The following is a 25,339-nucleotide window of genomic DNA, read 5'->3' on the forward strand; positions in this document are numbered from 1 at the left end:
TCAGACCGGAAATTCGCTGAGACCGAAACGCGGCACCGGCCGCTCGCCGACCGCGTCGACGATCGCGCCCCGGCCACGCACGAGCGGGCCGAGCGCGACGAGCGTGCCGAGCAACAAGAGGATCTCGACGCCGTAAACCGCGGCATAGCCGGTGACCCGGGTCGCCAGCGTCGGGCCGTACGCCCCCGCCATCGCTGCCGCCGAGACGAGGTCGCGCAGGACTGCACCGAGTGCGATCGCGACGCCGGCGCTGCTCGCCTGCACCGCGCCCCAGGCCCCCAGCGCGAGCCCGGTGCGTCCGTCGAGTGGCCCCGCGTCGGCGATCGCCATCGCGGCGGTCAGTGTGCCCACCGAGAACAGTCCGCCGCCAAAGCCGATCAGCGCCGCGCCGGTGCCGAGCAACGCGACCGACGACAGCGCGCCGGCGAAGATCACGCACAGGAACGCGGTGACGCCCAGCACGCCGCCAAAGCCCGCCAGCTGATGCGGATCGTCGCCCTCGCCGAGGCGTCTGGCGGCGAGTGCGAACCCGCCCAGCATGCCGAGCGCCCAGAGCGCGGTCAGCGCGGTGGTCGCACCGACCATCATGCCGAGCACCTGCCCGCCATAGGGTTCGAGCAGCACGTCCTGCATGCTGAACGCCGCCGCGCCCAGACCGACCGCGACGAGCAGCCGCAGCGTGCGCGGGCGAGCGATGAAGATCGCCCAGATCGCGCCAAAGTTCGGGCGATCGGGCCGGGGCACGACCGGGCGAGGCCCCCGCGCTTCCTGTTTCCACATCGCGACCAGATTGAGGACGACGGTCAGCACCGCTGCGCCCTGGATCAGCTGGACCAGCTTGGTCGGGGTGAAATCGGCAAGCAGCCGGCCGATCACGATCGCGCTGACCATCATGCCGAGGACCAGCATGACATAGAGCAGCGCGACGACACGCGGCCGCGCATCGTCGGGGGCGAGATCGGTCGCGAGCGCCAGCCCCGCGGTCTGTGTGGTGTGCATCCCCGCGCCGACCATCAGGAAGCCGAACGCCGCGCCGATCTGTCCGAAGATCGCGGGGCCCGTGCCGCCACCGGTCATGACCAGCAGCGCGAAGGGCAGGATCGCTAGGCCGCCGAACTGGAGCAGCGTTCCGAACCACAGATAGGGCACGCGCTTCCATCCGAGCAGCGAGGCATGGTGATCCGACCGGAACCCGATCAGCGCGCGCAGCGGCGCAAACAGCAGCGGCAGCGAGACCATCGCCGCGACGAGGCTGGTCGACATGCCGAGCTCGACGATCATGACCCGGTTGAGCGTGCCCGTCAGCAGCACCGCGGTCATCCCGACCGACAGCTGGAACAGCGACAGCCGCAGCAGGCGGCCGAGCGGCAGATCGTCGGTCGCGGCGTCGGCGAACGGCAGGAACCGGGTGCCGAGCCGCGCCCAGAACGCGCCGGTCTTCAAGGCGACCAGCCGGTTCATGCGGCGACCATCTCCAGCGCGTGGCTGGTGTAGAAACCGCTGGCGACGCGCGCGTCGCGCCCGATCCGCGCATGGCCGACACTCGCGTGCAGCTGCGCGCGCAGGACGCGTTCGCGAACCGGCTCGATCGCCGGCGCACGGTCCCCGCGGGGAAAGAGCGTGCCGATCGCGTGCATCACGACCAGCGGCCGGGTCGACGGCGCGAAGGTGAACAGCATCGAACCGCGCGTGCGTCGGGTCAGCGTCTCCACCAGCTCGACGAGGTCGGTGCTGCGGTAATGGATCAGCGAATCCATCGCGACGACATGATCGAACATGCCGAGCGCAGGGTCGCGCATGTCGCCGACGCGCCAGTCGATCGCGAGCCCGGCCGGCGACCGCTCGCGCGCGACCTCGACAAGGCTGGCGGCGAGATCGATCGCGACGACCGCCGCGCCGCGCCGCGCCGCCTCGACCGCCAGCGCGCCCGTGCCGCAGCCCGCGTCGAGCAGCCGCAGTCCGGTCATGTCCGCGGGCAGCCAGGACAGCAAGGTCTCGCGCATCCGGTTGCGGCCGGCGCGGACCGTGGCGCGAATGCCGCTGACCGGCGCATCGGACGTCAGTCGCGCCCAGGTTTGCGACGCGGTGCGGTCGAAATAGGTTTCGAGCCGGTTGCGGCGCGCGGCATAGCCGGTGGAGGGAACCAGGCTGGCCATCATTCGAATCCCAGGAATTCGAAGATGTCGCGATCCTTCATCGGCATTGCGTCGAGCGCATCGCAACCCGACCAGAGCAGCGCGGCGAGGCGCTTATATTCGTCGCACGCGGCCGCGACCTCGGGCGTCTGCTCCATTTCGAACAGCGTGCATTTCTTGAGGCGGCTGCGCCGGATCGCATCGAGATCGGGGAAATGCGCGAGACGCTTCAGCCCGGTCGCGGCATTGTAGCGGTCGATCTCGTCGGTCGCGGCGGACCGGTTGGCGATCACGCCCGCCATCCGCACCTCGTAATTCTTTGCCTTGGCCTGGATCGCGGCGGCGATGCGGTTCATCGCGAAGATGCTGTCGAAGTCGTTCGACGCGACCACCACCGCGCGCTCGGCATGCTGCAGCGGGGCGGCGAACCCGCCGCACACGACGTCGCCGAGCACGTCGAACAGCACGACATCGGTCTCCTCGAGCAGATGATGCTGTTTCAGCAGCTTGACGGTCTGGCCGACGACATAGCCGCCGCATCCGGTGCCCGCGGGCGGGCCCCCGGCCTCGACGCACATCACGCCGTTATAGCCTTCGAACATGTAATCCTCGGGGCGGAGTTCCTCGGCGTGGAACTCGACCGTCTCGAGCACGTCGATCACCGTCGGCATGAGCTTCTTGGTCAGCGTGAAGGTGCTGTCGTGCTTGGGATCGCAGCCGATCTGCAGCACGCGCTTGCCCAGCAGCGAAAACGCCGCGGACAGGTTGGACGAGGTCGTCGATTTGCCGATCCCGCCCTTGCCGTAGATCGCGAACACTTTCGCGGAGCCGATCCGGTCGGCGGGGTCGAGCCGGACCTGGACGCTGCCCGCGCCATCGGGGCGGGATGCAACGGGGCGGGTAGGGGGATCGAGCAGGGCCATGATATCGTCCTTATGCCGCGACCGCGGTGATACCCTCGAGGCGATCCTCGAGGTCGTCGCTTGCCGCGTGGAGTGCGGCCAGTGTTGCTGCGTCGGGCGACCAGAAATGCCGGTCGCTCGCTTCGATCAGGCGGTTGGCGACGCGCGCCGACGCCTTGGGGTTCAGCGTCGCCAGCCGTTCGCGCATCGCGTCGTCGAGCACATAGGTCTCGCTGATCCGCTGATAGACCCAAGGGCTGACGTCTCCGGTCGTAGCCGACCAGCCGAGCGTGTTGGTGACGTGCGCCTCGATATTGCGGACGCCTTCGAAGCCATGCTTGAGCATCGCTTCATACCAGAGCGGATTGAGCATCCGGGTGCGCGTCTCGAGCTCGACCTGTTCGGACAGCGTCCGGACCTTGGTCGCGCCCTGCGTGGCATCGACGATATAGACCGGGGCCGCGCTGCCACGTGCGCGCGTGATCGAGCGGCTGATCCCGCCGAGCGCATCGACATAATGGTCGATATCGGTGACGCCGAGTTCGACCGAGTCGAGATTCTGATAGGCGAGGTCGACACCCGCGAGCGCGGCCTTGAACAGATCGGCCTGGCGCGCGGGGGTGCCGGTGCGGCCATAGGCATAGCCCTTTTGCCGTTCGAACACCTCGGCAATCTCGTCGGGATCGCTCCACGCACCATCGTCGATCAGCAGGTTGACGTTCGCGCCATAGGCGCCCTCGGCATTGGAGAAGACACGCAGCGCCGCGGTTTCGAGGTCGCAGCCGGTCCGCTCGGCGTAGGCCAGCGCGTGCCGGCGCACCGCGTTGCGGTCGAGCGGTTCGTCCGCGGTCGCGGCGAGCCATGCGGCCTCCGCGATCATCCGCGTCTGGAGCGGCAGCAGGTCGCGGAAGATCCCCGACAGCGTGACGATCACGTCGATCCTGGGGCGACCGAGCTCGTCGAGCGCGATCAGTTCGGCGCCCGCGAGCCGGCCATAGCCGTCGAACCGCGGGCGTGCGCCGATCAGCGCGAGCACCTGCGCGATCTGAGTCCCCTCCGATTTGAGATTGTCCGTTCCCCAGAGCACCATGGCGAGCGTCTCGGGGAAGGCCGCGCCGCTCGCGGTGTGGCGCGCGATCACCTCGTCGGCCTGTGCAAGGCCCTGCGCCATCGCGAAGCTGCCGGGGATCCGGAACGGATCGAAGCCGTGGATATTGCGCCCGGTCGGCAGGGCCTTGGGGTTGCGCAGCACGTCGCCGCCGGGCGCCGGGCGGACGAACCCCGCATCGAGCGCATGGATCAGTGCACCGAGTTCGGGATTGTCGGACGAGAGCGACGGATCGGCACCCGCGGCGATCATCTGCGCGCGCATCGCCTCGGGCAGCGGCTGGCCGAGCACATGCAGGCCGTAGGGGATCAGCTCGCGTTCGACTTCGTAGAGATTGGCTGACAAGGCATCGAGGTCGCTTGCGTCGAGATCGAGCGCGGCCGCCGACGCGACGATCATCGGATCAAGCAGGTCGCGCTCCGCGTCCGACGGCGACGAGCGCCACCGCTCGAGCAACACCTTGAGTTCGGTCATGCCCTTGTAAAGCCCCGCTTCCGCGAGCGGCGGCGTCAGATAGCTGATCAGGGTCGCACCCGAGCGGCGCTTGGCGATCAGCCCTTCGGACGGATTGTTCGCGGCATAGAGATAGAGGTTGGGCAGGTCGCCGATCAGCCGTTCGGGCCAGCAATCGCCGCTCAGCCCCGCCTGCTTGCCGGGCATGAATTCGAGCGCGCCGTGCGTGCCGAAATGCAGGACCGCATCCGCGGCGAAATCCTCGCGCAGCCAGCGGTAGAAGGCGCTGAACGCGTGGGTGGGGGTGAAGCGGCCCTCGAACAGCAGCCGCATCGGATCGCCCTCATAGCCGAAGGCGGGCTGGATCCCGACGAACACCTGCCCGAACTGCGCGCCGAGGACGTGGATCGACGCGCCGTCGCTCTGCTGGCGGCCGGGGGCGGGGCCCCATTGCGCCTCGATCGCGGCCAGATGCGGCTCGCGCCGGACATGGTCGTCGGCGGGGATGCGCGCATGGACATTGGCATCGGCACCGTAGCGCGCGGCATTGCCGTGGAGCACCGCCTCGCGCAGCGCGTCGACATCGGCGGGAACCTCCACCGCATAGCCCGCGGCCGCGAGTGCCGTGAGTGTCGCGTGGAGCGACTCCCAGACGGCGAGATGCGCCGCGGTGCCCGTCGCGCCGGCATTGGGCGGGAAGTTGAAGAGCACGACTGCGAGCCTGCGTCCGCGCCGTTCGGACCGGCGCAGGTCGACCAGCCGTGCGACCTTGCCCGCCAGCGCCTCGGCGCGGTCGGGGCAGGAGCGCATCTCGCGCGTCAGCCCGGATTCGGTGAAGGTGCAGCGGCGTGCGCACCCGGTGCAGGCGCCCGATCCGTCTGCGCGACCGCCGAACACGCTGGGGACGACCGCACCGTCGAGTTCGGGGATCGCCACCATCATCGTCGCCTCGAGCGGCAACAGCCCCTGACGCCCCGCGCCCCATTGCTGGAGCGACTGGAATTCGAGCGGATGCGCCGCGACATAGGGCACGTCGAGCGTGGCGAGGATCGCCTCCGCCGCCTCGGCGTCGTTATAGGCGGGGCCGCCGACCAGGCTGAACCCGGTGAGCGAGACGACCGCATCGACGATCGGCACGCCGTCGCGCATGAAGAAGCGCTCGATCGCGGGGCGCGAGTCGAGCCCGCTGGCAAAGGCGGGGATCACGCGCAGCCCGCGCGCCTCGAATGCGGCGATCGCGCCGTCATAATGACCGGTGTCGCGGCCGAGCAGGTATGAGCGCAGCATCAGCACCCCGACCGTGCCGCGCGAGCCTCCGTGAACAGGCAGCGCGTCCGCCCGGTCGGCGATCCGGCCCGGTATCGCCGGGTGATAGACGCCGACCTCGGGATAATCGTGCGGCGCGGCGGCGCGGACCGCGTGGCCCGCATAGCGGCTGGCGAGCGCCTGGATCATGCCGACGACATTATCGTCGCTGCCCGCCAGCCAATATTGCAGCGTCAGGAAATAGGCGCGGACGTCCTGCGCGGTGCCGGGAATGAACCGCAGTATCTTGGGCAGCCGGCGCAGCATCCGCATCTGTCCCGCCCCCGACGACGCGCCGGGCTTGGCCGATCCGCGCAGCCGTTTGAGCAGCGCGAGCGGACCGCTGGCCGGCTTGTCCATGCGATAGTCGCCGAGCCTGGTCAGCCGGACGATCTCGCTGCCCGACATCAGCCCGACCATCGCGGCGCAGGCCTCGCGGCGCGCGGTCAGCGCGGGGAGGACCGCGCGGATATGGTCGTCGAGGAACAGCATCGTCGCGATGACGATGTCGGCGCGGCCGATATCGGCGATGCAGCGATCGAGCGACCCGGTGCCGCGATCCCAGTCGGCCGCGGCGTGGAAGCCGATCGTGATCCCGCTATCGTCCGCGGCGAACCGTGCGGCCGCGCGTTCGGCGGCACCCGACAGATGGTTGTCGAGCGTGACGATCACGACATGCAGCGGGACCGGGCGGCGGATGGCGCTATCGGGCATAATGGGCCTTCGCATCATAGAGCGTGTCGATCGTGATCGTTGCGACGTCGCGCTCGGCGGCGAACCGTTCGGTGTTGCGACGCGCCTTGCCGCGGACGAAGAAGGGGATCTTGAGCAGCTCGCGCTCGGCATCGGCGGACCAGACACGCGCGGCCCTGGCGTCAGGGGCGGGGCGGGGCGCGACCTCGGGCGATACCGGCTGCGGCGCTGTCTCGGGCGCCACCGGGAGGGGCGCAAGATGGCTCGCGCCGGCCATGTCGCTGAACTCGAAATCGTCGCGGAACATCGTCAGCAGATGTTCCTCCAGCCCCATGACGAGCGGATGGACCCAGGTGTCGAACAGCACGTTCGCGCCCTCGAACCCCATCTGCGGCGAATAGCGTGCGGGGAAATCCTGGACATGGACGGGGGCAGAGATCACTGCGCACGGGATCCGGAGCCGCTTGGCGATATGCCGTTCCATCTGCGTGCCGAGCACCAGTTCGGGCTGCAGCGCCTGGATCGCCTCCTCGACGACCAGATAGTCGTCGGTGATCAGCGGCGTGACGCCGTAGAGCGCCGCGGCGGTACGAAGGTCGCGCGCGAATTCGCGGTTGTAGCAGCCGAGCCCGACGACCTCGAACCCCAGTTCGTCGCGCGCGACGCGGGCGGCGGCGATCGCATGCGTCGCATCGCCGAAGATGAAGACGCGCTTGCCCGTCAGATAGGTCGAGTCGACCGAGCGGCTCCACCAGGGCAGATGGCCGGGATTGCACCCGCCCGCCGGATCGATCCCGGTCAGCGCCGCCAGCTCGGCGATGAAGTCGCGCGTCGCGCCGTGGCCGATCGGCACGGTGGTGACGACGGGCTGGCCGTGTTCGCGCGCGAGCCAGCGGCAGGCGGTGTCGGCGATCTCGGGATAGAGGCAGATGTTGAAATCGGCGTCGGGCAGCCGGGCAATGTCCGCGGTGGTCGCGCCGAGCGGCGCCACGACGTTCACCGCGATCCCCAGCGCATCGAGGATGCGACGGACTTCGATCACGTCGTCGCGGTGGCGAAAGCCGAGCGCGGTCGGGCCGAGGATGTTGGCGATCGGACGTGCGTTTGCCCGGTTGGGCACGGGGCTGGCCGCGAGGGTCCGGACGAGCTGGTAGAAGGTCTCCGCAGCGCCCCAATTCTCCTTGCGCTGATAGCTGGGCAGTTCGAGCGCCACGACCGGGCAGGGCAGGTCCATCGCCGCGACCAGCCCGGCGGGATCGTCCTGGATCAGTTCGGCGGTGCACGAGGCGCCGACCAGCATCGCACCCGGGGTGAAGCGCGCATAGGCATCGCGCGCCGCGGTCTGGAACAGGGCCGCGGTATCCTTGCCGAGGTCGCGCGCCTGGAAGGTCGTGTAGGTGACCGGCGGGCGCTTGCCGCGCCGCTCGATCATCGTGAACAGCAGGTCGGCATAGGTGTCGCCCTGCGGCGCGTGGAGGACATAATGCACGTCCTCCATCGCGGTCGCGATCCGCATCGCGCCGACATGGGGTGGTCCCTCATAGGTCCAGACGGTCAGCTGCATCACACCCTCAGCAGGTCACGCCGCCGCAGCGGTCGCGCAAAGAGGTCGGCGAGGTCGCCCGCCTGGTCGAAGCCATGGACGGGCGAGAAGACCAGCTCGATCGCCCATTTCGTCGTCAGCCCCTCGGCCTCGAGCGGGTTGGCAAGACCGAGGCCGCAGACGGTGAGGTCGGGGCGGTCCGCACGCAGGCGGTCGAGCTGACGATCGACATCCTGCCCCTCGCTGAGCCGCGTCGCGGCGGGGAGCAGTGCGAGTTCGCGCGCGAGGTGGCGGCGGTGAAGATAGGGCGTGCCGACCTCGACCGGGATCATGCCGAGCTCGGTCGCGAGAAAGCGCGCGAGCGGGATTTCGAGCTGGGAATCGGGGAGGAAGCTGATCCGCCGTCCCTCGAGCAGCGGACGTGCATGCGCGAGCGCGCGCTTGGCGCGTTCGCGGCCAGGCGCGATCGTGCGCCGGAACTGCATCGCGTCGACGTCGAACGCCTGGGCGGCGGCGTGCAGCCAGTCGGTCGTGCCCTCGGCACCGAACGGGAACAGCGCGTCGAGTCGGGTCGCGCCGCGATCCTCGAGTGCGCGCGCCGTCTCGCCGAGAAACGGCTGGGCAAGCAGGAAGCGCGTATTGGGCCCGACCGGCGGCATCGCCCCCGCGCGCCGTGCGGGCAGGCTGTGGACCGGGCCGATGCCGAGCGCGTCGAACAGCCGGAGGAACTGGTCCTCGACGACATCGGGCAGCGCGCCGACGATCATCAGGCTCGGTTTCGCCGATGCGTCGGCGGCGAGGCCGGGCACCAGCGCCGCGAGGCACGCATCCTCGCCCTCGGTGAAGGTCGTCTCGATCCCGCTGCCCGAATAATTGAGGATCCGGGTCGTGCCGCCATGCTTGACCGACAGCCGGGCCGCGGCGCGCGAGAGGTCGAGCTTGATCACCTCCGACGGGCAGGAGCCGACGAGGAACAGCAGCTTTATGTCGGGCCGGCGCAACAGCATCTGGTCGACGATGCGGTCGAGCTCGTCGTTGCAGTCCGCCATCCCCGCGAGATCGCGCTCCTCGATGATCGCGGTGGCGAAGCGCGGCTCGGCAAAGACCATCACGCCTGCCGCCGATTGCAGCAGATGCGCGCAGGTCCGCGAGCCGACGACGAGGAAGAACGCGTCCTGGATCTTGCGGTGCAGCCAGATGATCCCGGTGAGCCCGCAGAACACCTCGCGCTGGCCGCGTTCGCGCAGCACGGGCGCGGCGTCGCATCCGGTCCGGCCAAGCTGCGGGGCGGTGGGCAGGGGGGTGGAAAGCGGGGCGGTCATGACGCGACCATGCCCGCCGGAGAACGCTGCAACCGCGCGGCCCGCAGCTTGATCAGGAACTGTGCGGCATTGACGACGTAGCTCGCATAGGCCGTGAGCGCGAGCCACATACGTCCCGCCTCGCTGCCAAAGTCGCGGGCGAGCGCGACGAGATAGGCGGTGTGCAGCGCGAGCACGAGCATGCTCACCATGTCCTCCCAGAAGAAGGCGGGGGCGAACAGCCATTGGCCGAACACCTGCTTCTCCCAGATCGCGCCGGTGATCATGATCGCGTAGAGCGCGCCCGTCTTGACCACGATCGATATCGTCGCGGCGACCACGCCGTCGCCCGTCGCGAGATAGCGCAGGACCAGCGTCAGGCTGACGAGGAAGATCAGGAACTGGATCGGGGCGAGCACCCCCTGGACCAGCGTCCAGCCCGACGAGTCGCGGCGCTCGCGCTGGTCCGGCGTGTAGAGCGGGGCGGCTGCCCGGCGGGCGCCCGGGACGGCCGTGCCGCCCTGCCGATCTGCCGGAGAAAGGTCGTTCGCTCGCATCGCGCCCCGCCTGCCCAAGTTCCGATCGGACCTTACGCCCGCCCCTCAAAAAGTGTCAAGTTATTTGGACGTCCATAATCTGGAACAGGTTGTGCGGTGCAGCAAAACCGTCCGGTTGTCAGTCAATTGCAAGTGGGATATGCTGCGAGTCGCCGCTAATCTGCCAAATGCAGGTCCCGGTCTGTAGTTGTTGGCGTGTCGACCAGGCTGGGGAGAGCCGGTAATGGCAGCGGTTACTCACTATTCGCGCGGTTTCCGGTGGAGCACCGGGTCGTTCGCACGTCGGGACTGGAGCGATGGCCGCCGAGATCTTGGTCCGGGGCCGCGTCGCGATGACGGGGACTATGATCGCCCTTTGTCGGCGCTGATCGAATGCGAGATCATTCCGCGGCTGATGGCGGCACATGCCAGTGCGGCGATGCCCTCCGCCGAGGTCGGGACGGATGGCCCGATCGACAGCGTCGAGGTGGGCATCTTCGCGCCGCTGGTGATGCAGGTCGATGCCGACCGCCTGCTTGCGCATATCGAGACGATCCTCGACCGCGGTGTCTCGGTCGAGACGGTCATGGTCGATCTGCTCGCGCCCGCCGCGCGTCTGCTCGGCGAATATTGGGATGATGATCGCTGCGACTTCGTCGATGTCACGATGGGGTTGTGGCGGCTGCAGGAAGTCGTGCACGAGATTGCCGGTCGCATGCCCAGCATCCGGACAGATCCGGGCGACCGGCATCGGGCATTATTCGCGTCGTTACAGGGCGATCATCACAGTTTCGGGACGATCGTCCTCGACGAGGTCTTTCGGCATGGCGGCTGGCTGACGGACCGGATCAACGACGCGGAAACGCCCGTGTTGCTGGATGCCGCGACGGCGGACTGGTTCGATATGATCGGATTGACGATCAGTTGCGACTGCCATATCGCCGGACTTGTATCGATCATTGCTGCGTTGCGAAGGGTTTCGCGAAATCCTCGTGTCTGCATCATGGTCGGCGGTGCGATTTTCAATGCAGACCCGGATCTCGCCACCAAAGTCGGCGCCGATGGTACCGCGTCCGATGCGAAACTCGCGCTGAAACTGGCCGGCGATCTTCTCCGCGAAAGCGCATGGGGGACCACGGCGTGTAATTGATTGCTGCAGATTGGAGCGCGACGCTCGTCGATGGACAAGACTATCGCCTCTTCCCCGCATCTGGCCTTCGCCCGCCCCGACGCCGCGCCCGGGGCCCTGAGCGCGCGCGTGGCCGCGTCGCTGCTCGCGGCCGTGGGCGACGTCGCCTTCATCCTCGCCGCCGATGGGCGGATCCTCGACGTTGCGGTGTCGCAGGGTGATCTTGCCAATCACGGTTTTGCCGGCTGGGTCGGCGAACGCTGGATGGACACGATGACGGTCGAAAGCCGTCCCAAGGCGGCCGAGATGCTCGCGGCGGCGGGCCGCCCCGAACCCGCGCGCTGGCGACAGGTGACGCATCCCGCGGCGGGTGGCGACGTGCCGGTCCGCTATCTGGTGATGTCGCTGGGCACTCCCGATCGGCTCGTCGCGATCGGCCGCGACCTGCGCGGCGCGGCGGCGACGCAGCAGCGGCTGCTCCAGACGCAACAGGCGCTGGAGCGCGACTATATCCGCCTGCGCCAGGCCGAGACGCGGTACCGGATGCTGTTCGACATGGCGTCCGATGCGATCCTGGTCGTCGATGCCGGCTCGCGCCGTATCCGCGAGGCGAATCCGGCGGCGCTGCGGCTGCTCGATGCCGCCTCCGATACGCTGGTTGGTGCACCGGTCAGCACGATCGTCGACCCGCATGATCGCGACGACCTGGTCGCGCATCTCGGTGCGGCGGAGGCGGCGGACGATGTCGCACCGGTCGCGCTGCGGCTGAACGATCGCGCGGTCGACGTGCGGATCGATGCGAAGCTGTTCCGTCAGGCGCGCAGCCCGTCGCTGATCGTCCGGATCGAGGCGGTCGAGCCGGTCGTCGGTGCGCGCCGGCATGAGGCGACGCTGGGCGACGTGGTCGAGCGCATGCCCGATTCGTTCGTGCTGGTCGATCGCGACTTGGTGGTGCTGACCGCGAACGCCGCCTTTGTCGAGCTGACCGAAATGCCGTCGATCGAGCGGCTGATCGGCGCGCGGCTGGGCGCGTGGCTGGGCCGGCCGGGCATCGATCTCGAGCTGATCGTCGCGCAGCTGCGCGAACATGGCTCGGTCCGCAACGTCGCGACGATCCTGCGCGGCGCGGCGGGTGCGCAGGCCGAGATCGAGGTGTCCGGCGTGGTCGCGCCGATGGGTGGCAGCGAGTGTTTCGGCTTCACCATCCGCCATGTCGGACGTCGCCTGCGCCAGGTGCCGCTGGTCGCGCACGACACGCCGCGATCGGTCGAGCAGCTGACCGAGCTGGTCGGCCGCATGTCGCTCAAGGAGATCGTGCGCGAGAGCACCGATTTGATCGAGCGGCTCTGCATCGAGGCGGCGCTGGCCTATACGTCGGACAACCGCGCGTCCGCGGCGGAAGTGCTCGGCGTGAGTCGCCAGAGCCTCTATTCGAAGCTGCACCGGCACGGCCTCGGCAATCTCGTGTCGGGCGACGGCTGACCGGCCGGTTGTCGATGATTGGTGTCAACATATATTGACAGCTAAGACTGTCTGATCATAGTTTCGCGACATGGATCGCCTGTCCGCTTCCCGTGTCGCGATGCCGCCGCCCGCGGCGCGCGACGTGCTGGAACTGCTTAAGCCGGTCACCTGGTTTCCACCGATCTGGGCGTTCCTGTGCGGGGTCGTGTCGTCGGGCGTTCCGCTGGGCGATCGCTGGCCGTTTCTGCTGGGAGGTGTCCTGCTGACGGGGCCGCTGGTCTGCGGGACGAGCCAAGCCGTCAATGACTGGTTCGACCGCCATGTCGATGCGATCAACGAGCCGCTGCGGCCGATCCCGTCGGGGCGGATCGCCGGCAGCTGGGGCGTGTGGATCGCGATCGCGGGCAGCCTGATCTCGGCGGCGGTCGGGGCGGCGATGGGGCCGCTGGTGTTCGCGGCGACCGGCGTCGCGCTGGCCTGCGCCTGGGCCTATAGCGCGCCGCCATTCCGGTTCAAGGCGAGTGGGATCTGGGGGCCCGCGGTGGTCGCGCTTACCTATGAGGGGCTGACCTGGTTTACCGGCGCGGCGGCGATGACGGGCGGCTGGCCCGACGCTGCGGTGCTGGTGATACTCGGCCTCTACACCGCCGGCGCGCACGGCATCATGACGCTCAACGATTTCAAGGCGGTCGAGGGCGACCGGATGATGGGGTTGCGCTCGCTGCCGGTCGTGCTGGGAGTGAATCGCGCCGCCCGGCTGGCCTGTATCGTCATGGCGGTCCCGCAGGTCGCGGTGATCGGCCTGCTGGCGTTGTGGGGGCACGCGCTTGTCGCGCTGCTGGTTGCGACGTTGCTGGCGGGGCAATTGGCGCTGATGGTGCGGCTGCTGCGCGATCCGCTCAAGAACACGCCGTGGTATAATGCGACCGGCACGACGCTCTATGTCCTCGGGATGCTGGCGTCGGCGTTCGGGCTCGGCGGGGTGGCGGGGTTGTGAGCGGGGTCCCGCTCGGCTGGCTCGGTATCGTGCGGCTCGGGCTAGTGCAGAGCGCGATCGGTGCGATCGTGATGCTGGCGACGTCGTTGCTCAACCGCGTGATGGTGGTCGAATATGCGCTGCCCGCGGCGCTCCCCGCGGGTCTGGTCGCCTGGCATTATGCGGTCCAGCTGTCACGACCGGTCTGGGGGCATGGTTCGGATCGCGGTGCGCGGCGGACACCCTGGATCATAGGGGGCATGGCGGTGCTCGCGCTTGGCGCCTTGCTCGCGGTCGGTGCGCTGCCGCTGCTCGCCGCACGCGCGCCCGGGGGGCTGGTGCTGGCGATTGCCGCGTTTGCGATGATCGGCATGGGCGTGGGCGCGGCGGGCACCTCGCTGCTGGCGTTGCTCGCGACCCGAGTCGCGCCCGAGCGGCGCGCGGCGGCGGCGGCGATCACCTGGATCATGATGGTCGCGGGGATCGCGGTGACGGCGGGGATAGCGGGTGCGCTGCTCGAACCCTTTTCCGCAGCGCGGCTGACCCGGGTCGCGGCCGGCGTCGCGGGGTGCGCCTTCGCGCTGGCGGTGGTGGCGCTTCTCGGCGTCGAGGGGGCTGTACCGTCCTGGGGGCTCACCATGCCGGTCGACGCGTCCCGGCGGGGGGAGCGATCGGCTACGCTGATGACGGCGTTGCGGACGATCTGGGCCGACGGCGAGGCGCGCCGCTTCACGCTCTTCGTCTTCGTCTCGATGCTGGCCTATGCGATGCAGGACCTGATCCTCGAGCCGTTCGCCGGGCTGGTGTTCGGGCTCGCGCCGGGGGCCTCGACGCAGCTGTCCGGGGTGCAGCACTCGGGTGTGCTCGTCGGGATGATCGTCGCGGGGGTCGGCGGCGGGGCGTTTGGCGGCGGGCGGGGTGAAGGCGGGGAGACGCGCGGGCTGCGCTGGTGGATCGGTGGCGGGTGTCTCGGGTCGGCGGCGGCGCTGGCGGGGCTCGCGCTGGCGGCGCGGATCGGGCCGGGCTGGCCGCTGACCGCCAATGTCGCGCTACTCGGCCTGGCCAATGGCGTCTTTGCGGTCGCGGCGATCGGCGCGATGATCGCGCTCGCGGGACGCGGGCAGGCAGAGGGGCGAGATCAGGCGGGACTCCGCATGGGCGTGTGGGGCGCGGCACAGGCGATCGCCTTCGGGCTTGGCGGGCTGCTCGGCGCGACGGGCGTCGATCTCGGGCGGAGCCGGATCGACTCGCCCGCCACCGTCTTCACCCTGGTCTTCCTGGCCGAGGCGCTGGTCTTCGTCGTTGCCGCAGCGCTGGCGATGCGCAGGCCTGGTCGCCGGCAGGACATGACGCCAGTCGCGCGCGCGCGCGGCGGCGGCATGACGACCTATGACTGCGTCGTCGTCGGCGGCGGTCCGGCCGGGGCGACCGCCGCTGCCGAACTGGCGCAGGCGGGGCGATCGGTGCTGCTGCTCGATCGCGCGGGCCGGATCAAGCCGTGCGGCGGCGCCATCCCGCCGCGGCTGATCCGTGATTTCGCGATTCCCGATCATCTGATCGTCGGGCGGGCGCGAACCGCGCGGATGATCGCGCCGTCGCGGCGTGCGGTCGACATGCCGGTCGATCCGAGCGGCGCGGGCGGCTATGTCGGCATGGTCGACCGCGACACGTTCGACGAGTGGCTGCGCGACCGCGCTGCCAAACAGGGCGCTGAGCGGCGCACCGGGCGGTTCGAGGCGATCGTCCGCGACGGCGATGGTGGCGCACAGGTCCGCTATACCGATGGCGAGGGCGATCATCGCGTCCGCGCGCGGTGCGTGATCGGTGCGGACGGCGCCCGGTCGCGCGTCGCCGAGGCGGTGTTCGACGATGCGGTGCGCACCCCGTGCGTCTTCGCCTATCACGAGGTGATCCGTACGCCGCAACCCGGCACCGCGGCGTTCGACCGCACCCGGTGCGACGTCTTCTATCAGGCCGAATTTTCGCCCGATTTCTACGGCTGGCTGTTCCCGCACGGCGACACCGCGAGCATCGGCGTCGGCAGCGCGCACAAGGGGCATGGTTTGCGTGACGCGACCAGCCGGTTGCGCGTGCGGCTCGGGCTCGAAACGTGCGTGACGCTGCGTCGCGAGGGCGCGCCAATCCCGCTCCGCCCGTTGCGGCGATGGGATAATGGCCGCGACGTGCTGGTAATCGGCGATGCCGCGGGGGCGGTCGCGCCGGCCTCGGGCGAGGGGCTCTATTACGCGATGCTGTCCGCGCGGTTCGCCGCCGAGGCGGTCGATACCTTCCTCGCCAGCGGAGACCCCAAGGCGCTCGGCGCGGCGCGGCGGCGGTTCATGCGCGCGCATGGGCTGGTGTTCCGCATCCTCGCGATCATGCAGCATTTCTGGTACCGCGACGATCGCCGCCGCGAACGCTTCGTGGCGATGTGCGCCGACCGCGACGTCCAGCATCTGACCTGGCACGCCTATATGAACAAGCGGCTGATCTATGCGCGGCCGCTCGCCTATGCGCGGATCTTCGCCAAGGACATGCGGCATCTGCTGCAGACTGCGAGCTGATGCGCGATGGATAGGGTCTGGATCTTTCCGGTGTGCATCGCGGCGTTGCTCGCGACATTGGTGGCACTGGTGGGCGCGACAATCATCGACACCGGATCCTGGTATGCCAGTCTGCTCAAGCCGCATTGGGCACCGCCCGACGCCGCCTATGGGCTGGCCTGGACCGCGATCTACAGCTGTACGGCCCTGGCGGGCGTCACGGGATGGCGGGCGATTGCGGGGTGGCGCGAGCGCGAATGGCTGCTCGGCCTGTTCGCGGGCAATGGGTTTCTCAACATCCTGTGGAGCCTGGTTTTCTTCCGCCTGCAGCGGCCCGACTGGGCGGTCGCGGAGATGGTCGTGCTCTGGCTGTCGATCCTGGTGCTGATCGTCATCCTGGCCCGGCATTCGCGGCCTGCGGCAGCGCTGTTGCTGCCCTATCTGCTGTGGGTGGCGTTCGCGGGTTACCTCAATCTGTCGATCGTCCAGCTCAACGGACCATTTTCCTGACCTGGCTATTCGCTAGCGGGCACGCGGTCGATATCGTGCTGTGGGTAATCGCCCTCGAACTTCTCTGGCTGCGACGGCAGGGGTGGAGCATGGCGACTGCGGCACTCCGGCTGGCGCCGGGCATGCTGATGCTGGTCGCGCTGCGCGCCGCGCTGACCGGGCTCGACTGGCCTTGGGTCGCGGTGCCGCTCATCGTCTCGCTTCCGGTCCATCTCGCCGATCTGGCAAGGACGGCGCGAGGCTGAATGTCGATCATGCCAGGATGCAGGACCGGGCCTGGCGTTTCACACCCTGCTCTGCGGCGACCGGACCATGGTCGCGCGGTCAAGCGAAGCTGCGACCGATCCCGCCCGGTCCCGCAACAGGCAGGAGCGGGACCGGTGGGGCAGGATCGGCGGTTCTGCTCAGCCGCCGGCTTGCAGATAGGCGATCACGTCCGCGCGCTTCTGCGGATCGGGGATGCCCGGGAACGCCATCTTGGTACCCGGAACGACGCGCTGCGGCTTTTCGAGATACTGGAACAGCTTTTCGGGGGTCCAGGTGATCCCGCTATTCTTGTTGGCGGCGGAATAGGTGTAGCCGGCAACCGTTCCCGCGGCGCGGCCGACCACTTCGTGCAGCGAGGGGCCGATCTTGTTCACGCCGGCCTCGACCGCGTGACAGGTCTGGCAGGTGATGAACGCGGTCTTCCCCTTGGCGGCATCGCCCGTATAGCCGGCGAATTTGACGCCGCTGAGCGTATCGACATTGTCGGGAGCCGGCGCGGCGGCGGATGCGGTCGCCGCCGGCGCGGCAGCCTCAGCCGGAGCCGCGGCGTTCGCGGTAGCGGCCTCCGGCGCGGCGGCAGCGGTTTCGCCCGCGGCGGGCTCCTCGGCCGCCTTTTTCGAGCAGGCGGAGAGCGCCGTCGCCGAGAGCGCGACGCAAAGTGCGACATGTCCAAACCGAATCGTGGATGCTGATTTCATAATCCTGCTCCTCTCGACCAAGCGCCGGGTCCGCATGCCAGGCTGTACACTGTCTATTATTCTTCACAGTATCCGCCGTCCAACACTTTGTTTCAGTAACTGTAAGGAGCGGCCCCCGGAAAGGCGTCGGAGAGCGCGGGGATGCGCCGGAGATAGCGACCGCGAAATGCGCGGCATGGTTCGATATCGCGACGTGCCGGGCGATGTATGACAATGCGGCCGCCCGCTATCCGACGCTCGATCTGCTCACGCTGTTGGGCAGGCTGCGTGTTGCGGGGACGGCGGAACGTCCCGCACCGGTGTGGGACTGCAAGACAACCACCGCGATGCCGATGACCGCGCCCGCCACCGGCATCGCCCACGCCATGGCCAGCAGTTGTCCGCTGCCGGTCTCGCCGAGCGGTGCGGTGCCGGTCCAGCCGGCTAGCGCCAGGCCCTGACCGAACAGCGCACCGCCGACCCCGCCGCCCAGCTTCAGCGTGAGGAGCAGCAATGCGACCGGCACCGCCTCGAGCCGGACCCCGGTCCGGCGCTCGCCGTGATCGATCGCGTCGGCGAGCAACGCCCAGATCATCATCTGCACGCCGGCATTGCCCGCACCGAACAGCGCGATCCCCGCCATCATGCCGCGCGGTCCCGTCGCGAACACCGCCGATCCGACCGCGACGAGGATCAGCGCGACCGCAAGCATGCCGTGCTGGCTGGCACGTCGGCTCGCTCCGACCCAGACCGGCAGCATGACGAGTTGCGACAGCGCGAGCGTCGTGAGCGCGCGCGCGGTCCAGTCTGGGTCGTGGATCACGCCCTTGCCGATATAGGCGAAGGATCGCGCAAAGACCGGCAGCGTCAGCGCCTGTGCGAAGCCGAACACCAGCAGCGCATAGAACGGACGATTGCCGAGGATCCAGACCCGGAGCGGCGTTTGCGGCTTGGCCGGTGTTCGCAGCGGCGGTGGGGTGGCGGCGGGCCCTGATGCGGCGGCCAGCCACAAAGTCGCGACATAGGCGAGGGCGGCACAGGCCGTGGTGACGATAAGGCGATAACCGCCTGCAAGCGCGGGGTCGACAAAGGCGGGGGCGGACCCGGCGACCGCCAGCGCGCCGAGGCAGCTGAACATGTACCGCAAGGCCGACAGCGTCGTCGCGGCACCTTGCGGTCCGGTCATCCGCATCATCAGCGCATTATGCGCGACATCGCAGGTCGCATAGGCGGTGCGGAAGACCAGTACGAGGCTGATCGCCCAGGGAATTACGAAGGGCGGTTGGGGGGTGGGCAGGAGGAAGAGGATGGTGAAGGGGATGGTGACGACAGGGGCGGCGATGACGAGGAGGCGGCGGTAGAGCCCCGCGCGGTCGGTGGCGCGGTCGAGCAGGCGACCGAGCAGCGGGTTGCACAGCCCGTCCCAGACCAGCCCGAGCATCACGATCAGCCCGGCGGCGAGCGGCGATATCCCCCAATATTCGGTCAGCGTGAACATCAGGAAGACGTCCATCGTCGACGCAAGCAGGTTCTTGCCGAAATTGCCGCTCGCATAGCCGAGCATCCGCGCCGTGGCAGGCGGCGCGGCGGCGGCGGCGTTATCGGGGGTGGAGCATGCCATCGACCGCGACCCTAGCGCGGCTGTCTTGCAGTTGCGGGACATTTTGCGTGAGCGGCGCCTGTGTGGTGACGACCAGCGTGCCGCCGCGCATCAGATCGGCATGGTCGATCCGCGTCGTGGACAGCGCGCGTCCGTCCAGGGTTACCCGTTGTATGACGCCGTCCGCTGGTCCGTCGCGGCGGATGCTGAGCACGCGCCCCTTGCCGAGATCGAGACGGACCCGTTCGAACGCGGGCGTCGTCGGGACGTACCAGGGCTCTCCCGGTACCAGCGGATAGAGCCCGAGCGCCGCGAAGACGTACCAGGCGGTCAGGCCGCCCGCGTCATCATCCATCCCGTCGGCAAATCCCTGCGGTGCCAGCGCGAAGCTGCGACCGACGAACGGCACCGCCAGCTTGCCGCTGTTTGTATAGGGATGCGCGATCGGCCGGGTCAGGATCGTCCGGACGAGATCCGCGGTCGGCCGGGGCTCGCCCAGCGCGGCGAACATCCAGGGGACGTGGATGTCGGGCTCGTTCGTCATGTTGAACAGGCCCTGCCCGAAGAAGGTCTGGAGTTCGCCCAGCAGCCGCGCGCGCCCGACCGTCTGGGTGATCCAGCCGAGATCGAAGACCGGCGCCCAGCGATATTGCCACAGCGTGCCCTGATAGAGCCCGCGCGCCTTGACGACGTCGCCGTCCGCGCCGGGCGACTGGAACACCGATCGCCACATTGGGCGGTAGGACAGCGCCTTGGCGGTGAAGCGCGCGGCGAGATCGGTGCGGCCGAGATCGCGTGCGAGTTCGGCGGTCGCCCAGTCGTCATAGGCGGCCTCAATCTGTTCGTCGGGGGTGCCGCGCTTGAGCGTGGCGCTGTCCGCGACCATCCCGGCGAGCGCCGCGTCCGTGTCGAACGCGATCCCCTTGCGATGCATATCGAGCAGCGCGATCCCGGCATGTTCGGTGCGCACCGTCAGGAAGGGTTCGTCGCGGGTCGACCATTGCGGCTTGCCGCCGGCATAGAGCGTGACCAGCGAGGCGGCGATGTCGGCGCTGCGGTCGGGTTGGAGCAGCGCCAGCAGTGGCATCTGCGTGCGGTAATTGTCCCAGAGCGACCAGCTCGCATAGCGCGTCGTGCCCTTGGGGGAGACGGTGATGCGGCCGGTCTTGTCGCGGTGCCGGCCGTCCGGATCGTCGATCGCGACCGGGGTCTGCATGACGCGGTAGAGCGAGGTGTAGAACAGCGCGCGGCGGTCGCGTGGGCCGGTCGGTACCACCGGTCCGAGCACGCGGTTCCAGTCGGACCGGGTCGCCGCGGCGATGGTCGCGAACGGCCGGTCGCCGAGTTCGGTGTCGCGGGTCAGTGCCGCGCCGCCGCCGTCGACGCTCGACAGGCCGGTGCGGATCTCGATCCGGTCCCCCGCGCGGGCGACGAGGCGGAGCGTCGCCAGATCGCCAGCGCCGACACTTAGCCGGCGATGCACGAGGCGACCGTTGACCCGGATCCGGCTGGCGGTGTGGAGCCGATAGGCGCCCTGGTCGCAGACGGTGCCCGCGACGAGATCGGCACGCAGGTCGTCGCTGTCGAGGCGTGCCCAGTTGGCCGAGAGCCGTTTGGCATAGCTGCGTCGCGGGTCGATCCGCAGGTCGAGCGTGCCTGCGCGCGGTACGGTGAAGCGCAGCACGCCGCCGCCGCGCGTGGCGGTCGTCTCGGCAAGGATGCCGGCGTCGTAGCGGACGCTGTAGGTGCCGGCGCGGGCGCGTTCGCTGGTCTTGTCGACCTGTGCGGGAGCAGCGTCGCCGCCGGCATAGCGTAGCGCGATCATCAGGTCGCCGCCTGCACCGCCGCAGCCGACGCCGACGCCGCGCGTGTGCGAGAAGCCGAGCAGCGTCGTGGCCGCGTGATCATAGCCGGCGTGGTTGGCGGGGCTGGTGTCGGGGCCGAGCTGGACCATGCCGAACGGCGCGACCGCGGCGGGGGTGAGCTGGCCGAAATCGGCGAGTGTTCCGACGAAGGGGTCGACGAGATCGGCGGGGGTGTCCTGGGCGGATGCGGCGGCGGGAACTAGCAGCATGGTCAGGACGAGCGGATGGGGGAGGATGCGTCTCGACCGTGACGGCCGGAACGGGGTCGGGATGGCGGGGAGGCACGTGCGTTGTCCCCGATCAGTGTCGTTCCCCGACTGGGCCCCGGCCTTCGCCGGGGTGGGGGTTGGGGTTGGGGTTGGGGTTGGGGTTGGGGTGTTTGTGTTTGCGGGGTCTGACCGCTGAAAGACACTGGTCATGGGTCGAGCGGATCGCGGGGATCCTGGCGGAGCGACTGGCGTGATGGGCGGAATTCGAGGTCGTAGACGGACAGCCGCTGGCCGATCATGCCGGGCATGTAGCCGAGCTCGGCGATGTTGCGCGTGGTGAAGGTCGGGCTTTCGATATAGGCGCTCTGCTGCGCGTCGGTGACGATCAGCGTCGGCCGGTCGAGCGGGATGCCGAGCGCGGCCATCCGCCGCGTGGCGTTGCGCAGATTGGTCGTCGTGTGCCGCGCATAGGGTTCGAGGATGATGCGATCGGCGGGGATCGCGTAGCGCTCGATCAGCGCGCGGCGGATCTCGACGGCTTCGACGAAGCGCGTGCCGCGCGGGTGGACCGCGCTGCCCGAGACGAGGATGAACGGGGCGAGCCCCTGGCGATAGCGTTGCGCGGCGAGCAGCGCGTGGAGCTTGCTGCGCGGGCTGAGCCGTGTGGCGCCGTCCTCCGGCCCGACGCCGGGGACGATCAGCGCGGTATAGCGGAAGGCGGTCCAGTCGGTGCGGGCGGCCGCGGCGCGGGCGCCGGCATTCTCGCGGTCGTCGAGCGGTTCGAACAGCGTCGCCGCGGTCGCGTCGTTGCCATCGAGCAGCGCGAGCGCGAGCGCGACGCTGCCGTCGAGCGTGTCGGGTTCGGCGCCCGAGGCGGCGCGGGCGAACTCGATGCCGACTGCGACGTCATCGGCGAAATACGGGACCGCGGGGGTGAAGACGGGGCCGTCGATCGCGGGATAGCGTGACGGATGGCCGAGCCCGTAGACGCGCAGCACCGCGTTCAGCCCGTCGAGCTCGGCATCGATCGCCGCGACCGGCGCGAGATCCGCGTTCGCCGCGAGCGTCGGCAGCCCGCGCTTGCCCGCGAGCCGGTCGAGGATCGCGACGAGCGCGGCGCGATCTTCGATCGTCCAGATCGCCGCCTCGATCGTGCAGGCGGCTGTGGTGCCACATGACGCGCGCCGCGCCGTGCGCGCAGCTTGCAGCGTGCGCATCGCCGGGTCGCGGTCGAGCGCCTGCGCCCAGCCCGGCGTCGCGCGTAACGCGCCGAGCCGGGGAAACAGGCGCTGCGAAAGCGCGTCGATCGGGGCGTCGGGGGATTGCCCGACTGCCCCGATCTGCCCGGTTGCCGCCTGTGCCGGAACCTGCGCGCCGAGCGGTACCGATGCGCTGCCCGCCAGTGCCACCGCGAGGATCATCCGCAGGCCGGTCACCAGGACTTGCTGACCACGAGGCGGACGTTGCGGCCGAAGATCGGACGGCCGTAGATCGCGTCCGCGGTGCCTTGGCCGCTGAGCTGGTCGGTGCGCGTATTGCCCTCGGTCAGGCCCTTGGCATTGAAAATGTTGTCGCCGACGACCTGCATCTGCCACGTGTCACGCGTCAGCGTGATCCCCGCGCCGACCGTCCCATAGGCGGGCAGCGCGGTGTTGTTGAAGAAATCGACATAGCGTTTCCCGACATATTCGTAGCGACCATAGAGCTGGACTGCATTCCCCGCGATGTCGAAATCGACCGAGGGGCGGATATTGCCATAGACCTTGGGCTCGCGGACGAGCTGGTTGCCCTCGACATCGCCTGCGCTGGCGCCGTTCGCGTTGACGAGGCTCTTGTACTTGGGATCGCTGACCGTGACCGCGCCGGTGATCGCAAAGCCGTAGGGCAGCGCGAGATTGCCGTCGATCTCGATCCCCTTGATGTCCGCCTTGCCGACGAACGGCACCGACTGGTCGTTGCGGCCGGTGACCGGGTCGAGCGCGACGAACGAGGCGTTGAGCGGGTCGTAGCGCGTGTAGAAGCCGATGACATAGAGATAGGACCGGCCGAACGCCGCCTTCAGCCCGACCTCATACTGGTTGGCCTTGGGGGTCAGGATCGTCGGGTTGATCTGATAGGTGACCTGGGTCGAGGGCGGGGTTTCGAGATGCGAGGCGCGCGCATAGGCGCCGAGATGGCGGGTGACGTCGTAGTTGATGCCCGCGGTCCAGTTGGTGATGTCGGGCGCGAGCGAGGAGCGGATGATCTGGCCGGTAAAGGCGCGCACGGCATTGTCGGCGAGCGTCGTCGTGTCGCCGAGATTGGCCGAGGTCGTCGCAAAGGCATAGCCGTCGAAGCTGTAGCGTTCGTGACGGATGCCGCCGTCGATCTTCAGCCCCGGGGTCAGTTCCCAGGTGTCGTTGGCGTAGAAGGCGTACATCGAAGCGTCGGTGTTGCCGCGGTTGAGCGTGGTCGTGTAGCGCAGCACGCCATTGTCGGTCACCGAGCCGAGCGCCTGGCCGGCGGCGTTATAGGCGATCAGGTCGAGCGTGCGCGGTTTGCCCCGGACCTCTAGCAGATAGTCCTGATAGGCGACTTCGTTGGTTTCGCCGTACAGGCTGCCATAGACGCCGACGCGCAGGTCGTGCGTGCCGAAGCCGGTCGCGATCGAGCGGGTGACGCTGAGATCACCCTGGGTCGAGTAGAATTTCGACGTGACGTCGCGGAACTGCGCGGGGACGACCAGGCCGGAAGCCGCATTGGGGTCATAGACCTCGGCGCCGTCGGTGCCGGCGATCGCATAGCCGAGGCGGGTGACGCCCGCGCCGAAGGCGGTGCGCGCGGCGGTCAGGTAGCTGCCCGCAAAGGCGGTGGCGTCGGACGGATTGCTGGTCGAATAGAGCGCGTTGAAGTGGAGCTTGCCGATGCTGACCCCGCCCTTGGCGGCGACCTTCCAGCCGTCATAATCGGCGTCATACTGAACGCCGATATTGCCGAACTGCGTATGGCGGCCATTGCCGAGATCGGCGCCGACGTTGCGCGTCGTGCCATCGGCCTCGCGGTAGCGGATCGTCGCGTCGCGCAAAGCGGGCGAATTCATCGTGCCGCTGAAGAAGTCGATATACTGGTTGAGCGACTTGGACGGATCGCGCGGGTCGGCGGTCGGGATCGGCAGGTAGAAGACGTTGTGGTCGTTCAGGTAATTGCCCGACACGCGCAGCGACCCATTCGAGAAGTCATGCTTGATGTTGGCGCGGATCTGGCCGCCGCGGTCGTTGGGGAAGCCGTTGTCGCGATAGCCGTCGTGGCGGCGGAGGAAGCCGCCGATCGCGTAATAGGTCGAATCGTCGATCGGCCCGGCCTGATAGCCGTCGATCCGGTAGAGGCCGGTGTCGCCGAGCGTGAGCTGTGCCTTGCCGCGCACCGTGTCGGTGCCCGAGACGGTGATGTTGTTGACGATCGCGGCGGCATAGCTCGCATAGACGGGGGCGGGGCCGCCGCGCACGACCTCGACGCGCTGCGTCATCAGGTCGAAGCGGTTGAGGCTGTCGCCGCGGAAGAAGTTGCCGTCATTCTCGTGGAACAGCGGCAGGCCGTCCTGCTGGAAGGTGACGAGGCCGCCGTCGCTGGGCAGACCGCGCAGCCGGATGATGTTCTGGACCTCGCCACCGGTGTTCTCGACTGCGAAGCCCGGCAGCTTGCCGAGCAGATCGGCGAAGTTGAGCGGCGCGAGCTTCTGGATGTCGGCATTGCTGAGCGAATTGACCGCATAGGAGACATCGAAGCGACGCTGCTCGCGTGCCGAGCCGGTGACGATGATGTCGGTGCCGGCGACGGGGTCGGTTTGGGCAGGGTCGGCCTGGGCGGGATCACCCTGGGCGGGGTCGCTGGCCGGGTCGGCAGCGGTCGCGGTGGTGGCGGCGGGGGCCGACGGCGCCGTCTGTGCCCAGGCCGGCGTCTGTGCCGCAATCCCCAGCGCGATCAGCGCACATCCCGAACGCAAGCCGTGTTTTGTCATGATTTTTTTTCTCCCACCCGATTGATATATCAGCCGGTGGTCGGGAAATATGACAAAATTAATTAATTTCACGAAATAAACTAATCGGCTATCTGTCGCGGCGAAGGGACGTGTGCGGATGGCGAT

The 25,339-nt window shown here is 68.9% G+C and carries 18 protein-coding genes; 6 read left to right on the plus strand and 12 right to left on the minus strand.

Going from position 1 to position 25,339, the window contains the following annotated elements; all coding sequences use genetic code 11:
- The 7 genes from J3A66_RS17810 to bchF are packed head-to-tail and all read right to left on the minus strand — an operon-like array spanning position 1 to position 9,997.
- Entirely contained in the window at positions 1-1,461 is a 1,461-nt protein-coding gene (locus tag J3A66_RS17810; protein WP_209570271.1) for a BCD family MFS transporter, read from the minus strand.
- A complete protein-coding gene (bchM, locus tag J3A66_RS17815) occupies positions 1,458-2,156 on the minus strand; it encodes a magnesium protoporphyrin IX methyltransferase (protein ID WP_209570272.1) in 699 nt (232 codons plus the stop codon). The genes J3A66_RS17810 and bchM overlap by 4 nt, the downstream gene beginning before the upstream one ends.
- Positions 2,156-3,058: a ferredoxin:protochlorophyllide reductase (ATP-dependent) iron-sulfur ATP-binding protein gene (gene bchL, locus J3A66_RS17820; protein ID WP_031439826.1), complete on the minus strand. Its 903-nt coding sequence runs from the start codon at positions 3,056-3,058 to the stop codon at positions 2,156-2,158. The genes bchM and bchL overlap by 1 nt, the downstream gene beginning before the upstream one ends.
- Before the next feature lie 10 nt (positions 3,059-3,068).
- Positions 3,069-6,617, minus strand: coding sequence for a magnesium chelatase subunit H (locus J3A66_RS17825; protein WP_209570273.1), 3,549 nt, complete (start codon positions 6,615-6,617; stop codon positions 3,069-3,071).
- Positions 6,607-8,160, minus strand: coding sequence for a ferredoxin:protochlorophyllide reductase (ATP-dependent) subunit B (gene bchB / locus J3A66_RS17830; protein ID WP_209570274.1), 1,554 nt, complete (start codon positions 8,158-8,160; stop codon positions 6,607-6,609). Before bchB ends, J3A66_RS17825 begins: the two co-directional genes overlap by 11 nt.
- Positions 8,160-9,461: a ferredoxin:protochlorophyllide reductase (ATP-dependent) subunit N gene (locus J3A66_RS17835; RefSeq protein WP_209570275.1), complete on the minus strand. Its 1,302-nt coding sequence runs from the start codon at positions 9,459-9,461 to the stop codon at positions 8,160-8,162. Before J3A66_RS17835 ends, bchB begins: the two co-directional genes overlap by 1 nt.
- Positions 9,458-9,997 carry a 2-vinyl bacteriochlorophyllide hydratase gene (gene bchF, locus J3A66_RS17840; protein WP_209570276.1) on the minus strand — a complete coding sequence of 180 codons (540 nt, stop codon included), beginning with the start codon at positions 9,995-9,997 and terminating at the stop codon, positions 9,458-9,460. The genes J3A66_RS17835 and bchF overlap by 4 nt, the downstream gene beginning before the upstream one ends.
- 223 nt (positions 9,998-10,220) lie before the next feature.
- Here bchF and J3A66_RS17845 point away from each other — a divergent pair, with 223 nt between their 5' ends.
- The 6 genes from J3A66_RS17845 to J3A66_RS17875 all read left to right on the plus strand — a co-directional run bounded on the left by J3A66_RS17845 (position 10,221) and on the right by J3A66_RS17875 (position 16,843).
- Entirely contained in the window at positions 10,221-11,126 is a 906-nt protein-coding gene (locus J3A66_RS17845; RefSeq protein ID WP_209570277.1) for a cobalamin B12-binding domain-containing protein, read from the plus strand.
- Between the two features lie 30 nt (positions 11,127-11,156).
- The gene (gene ppsR / locus J3A66_RS17850; protein ID WP_209570278.1) at positions 11,157-12,587 is read left to right on the plus strand and encodes a transcriptional regulator PpsR; all 1,431 of its coding nucleotides are present in this window, start codon (positions 11,157-11,159) and stop codon (positions 12,585-12,587) included.
- Between the two features lie 70 nt (positions 12,588-12,657).
- Entirely contained in the window at positions 12,658-13,566 is a 909-nt protein-coding gene (gene chlG, locus J3A66_RS17855) for a chlorophyll synthase ChlG (protein WP_209570279.1), read from the plus strand.
- Complete coding sequence (locus J3A66_RS19560; RefSeq protein ID WP_348634077.1) at positions 13,563-16,109, plus strand: geranylgeranyl diphosphate reductase; 2,547 nt, start codon at positions 13,563-13,565, stop codon at positions 16,107-16,109. The genes chlG and J3A66_RS19560 overlap by 4 nt, the downstream gene beginning before the upstream one ends.
- A gap of 6 nt (positions 16,110-16,115) precedes the next feature.
- Complete coding sequence (locus J3A66_RS17870; protein WP_031439272.1) at positions 16,116-16,598, plus strand: TspO/MBR family protein; 483 nt, start codon at positions 16,116-16,118, stop codon at positions 16,596-16,598.
- An 89-nt stretch (positions 16,599-16,687) separates the two neighbouring features.
- A complete protein-coding gene (locus tag J3A66_RS17875) occupies positions 16,688-16,843 on the plus strand; it encodes a hypothetical protein (RefSeq protein ID WP_200874006.1) in 156 nt (51 codons plus the stop codon).
- A 159-nt stretch (positions 16,844-17,002) separates the two neighbouring features.
- Here J3A66_RS17875 and J3A66_RS17880 read toward each other — a convergent pair whose 3' ends face one another.
- From J3A66_RS17880 to J3A66_RS17900, 5 genes are all read right to left on the minus strand, one after another.
- Complete coding sequence (locus J3A66_RS17880) at positions 17,003-17,563, minus strand: cytochrome c family protein (protein ID WP_209570280.1); 561 nt, start codon at positions 17,561-17,563, stop codon at positions 17,003-17,005.
- 226 nt (positions 17,564-17,789) lie between these two features.
- A complete protein-coding gene (locus J3A66_RS17885; protein WP_209570281.1) occupies positions 17,790-19,163 on the minus strand; it encodes an MFS transporter in 1,374 nt (457 codons plus the stop codon).
- Positions 19,141-21,216: a glycoside hydrolase domain-containing protein gene (locus tag J3A66_RS17890; protein ID WP_209570282.1), complete on the minus strand. Its 2,076-nt coding sequence runs from the start codon at positions 21,214-21,216 to the stop codon at positions 19,141-19,143. The genes J3A66_RS17885 and J3A66_RS17890 overlap by 23 nt, the downstream gene beginning before the upstream one ends.
- 206 nt (positions 21,217-21,422) lie before the next feature.
- Complete coding sequence (locus tag J3A66_RS17895) at positions 21,423-22,652, minus strand: YdcF family protein (protein WP_200874005.1); 1,230 nt, start codon at positions 22,650-22,652, stop codon at positions 21,423-21,425.
- Positions 22,649-25,213 carry a TonB-dependent receptor gene (locus tag J3A66_RS17900; RefSeq protein WP_209570283.1) on the minus strand — a complete coding sequence of 855 codons (2,565 nt, stop codon included), beginning with the start codon at positions 25,211-25,213 and terminating at the stop codon, positions 22,649-22,651. The genes J3A66_RS17895 and J3A66_RS17900 overlap by 4 nt, the downstream gene beginning before the upstream one ends.
- Positions 25,214-25,339 lie beyond the last annotated feature (126 nt).

It is taken from the genome of Sphingomonas sp. PvP018 (assembly GCF_017876865.1).
Taxonomy (GTDB): Bacteria; Pseudomonadota; Alphaproteobacteria; order Sphingomonadales; family Sphingomonadaceae; genus Sphingomonas; species Sphingomonas aerolata.

What these genes read in the sequence shown, in the direction of transcription:
- J3A66_RS17810 (WP_209570271.1), bottom strand. Translation starts at nt 1,461, where the DNA reads ATGAACCGGCTGGTCGCCTTGAAGACCGGCGCGTTCTGGGCGCGGCTC.
- bchM (WP_209570272.1), bottom strand. Translation starts at nt 2,156, where the DNA reads ATGGCCAGCCTGGTTCCCTCCACCGGCTATGCCGCGCGCCGCAACCGG.
- bchL (WP_031439826.1), bottom strand. Translation starts at nt 3,058, where the DNA reads ATGGCCCTGCTCGATCCCCCTACCCGCCCCGTTGCATCCCGCCCCGAT.
- J3A66_RS17825 (WP_209570273.1), bottom strand. Translation starts at nt 6,617, where the DNA reads ATGCCCGATAGCGCCATCCGCCGCCCGGTCCCGCTGCATGTCGTGATC.
- bchB (WP_209570274.1), bottom strand. Translation starts at nt 8,160, where the DNA reads ATGCAGCTGACCGTCTGGACCTATGAGGGACCACCCCATGTCGGCGCG.
- J3A66_RS17835 (WP_209570275.1), bottom strand. Translation starts at nt 9,461, where the DNA reads ATGACCGCCCCGCTTTCCACCCCCCTGCCCACCGCCCCGCAGCTTGGC.
- bchF (WP_209570276.1), bottom strand. Translation starts at nt 9,997, where the DNA reads ATGCGAGCGAACGACCTTTCTCCGGCAGATCGGCAGGGCGGCACGGCC.
- J3A66_RS17845 (WP_209570277.1), top strand. Translation starts at nt 10,221, where the DNA reads ATGGCAGCGGTTACTCACTATTCGCGCGGTTTCCGGTGGAGCACCGGG.
- ppsR (WP_209570278.1), top strand. Translation starts at nt 11,157, where the DNA reads ATGGACAAGACTATCGCCTCTTCCCCGCATCTGGCCTTCGCCCGCCCC.
- chlG (WP_209570279.1), top strand. Translation starts at nt 12,658, where the DNA reads ATGGATCGCCTGTCCGCTTCCCGTGTCGCGATGCCGCCGCCCGCGGCG.
- J3A66_RS17870 (WP_031439272.1), top strand. Translation starts at nt 16,116, where the DNA reads ATGGATAGGGTCTGGATCTTTCCGGTGTGCATCGCGGCGTTGCTCGCG.
- J3A66_RS17875 (WP_200874006.1), top strand. Translation starts at nt 16,688, where the DNA reads ATGGCGACTGCGGCACTCCGGCTGGCGCCGGGCATGCTGATGCTGGTC.
- J3A66_RS17880 (WP_209570280.1), bottom strand. Translation starts at nt 17,563, where the DNA reads ATGAAATCAGCATCCACGATTCGGTTTGGACATGTCGCACTTTGCGTC.
- J3A66_RS17885 (WP_209570281.1), bottom strand. Translation starts at nt 19,163, where the DNA reads ATGGCATGCTCCACCCCCGATAACGCCGCCGCCGCCGCGCCGCCTGCC.
- J3A66_RS17890 (WP_209570282.1), bottom strand. Translation starts at nt 21,216, where the DNA reads ATGCTGCTAGTTCCCGCCGCCGCATCCGCCCAGGACACCCCCGCCGAT.
- J3A66_RS17900 (WP_209570283.1), bottom strand. Translation starts at nt 25,213, where the DNA reads ATGACAAAACACGGCTTGCGTTCGGGATGTGCGCTGATCGCGCTGGGG.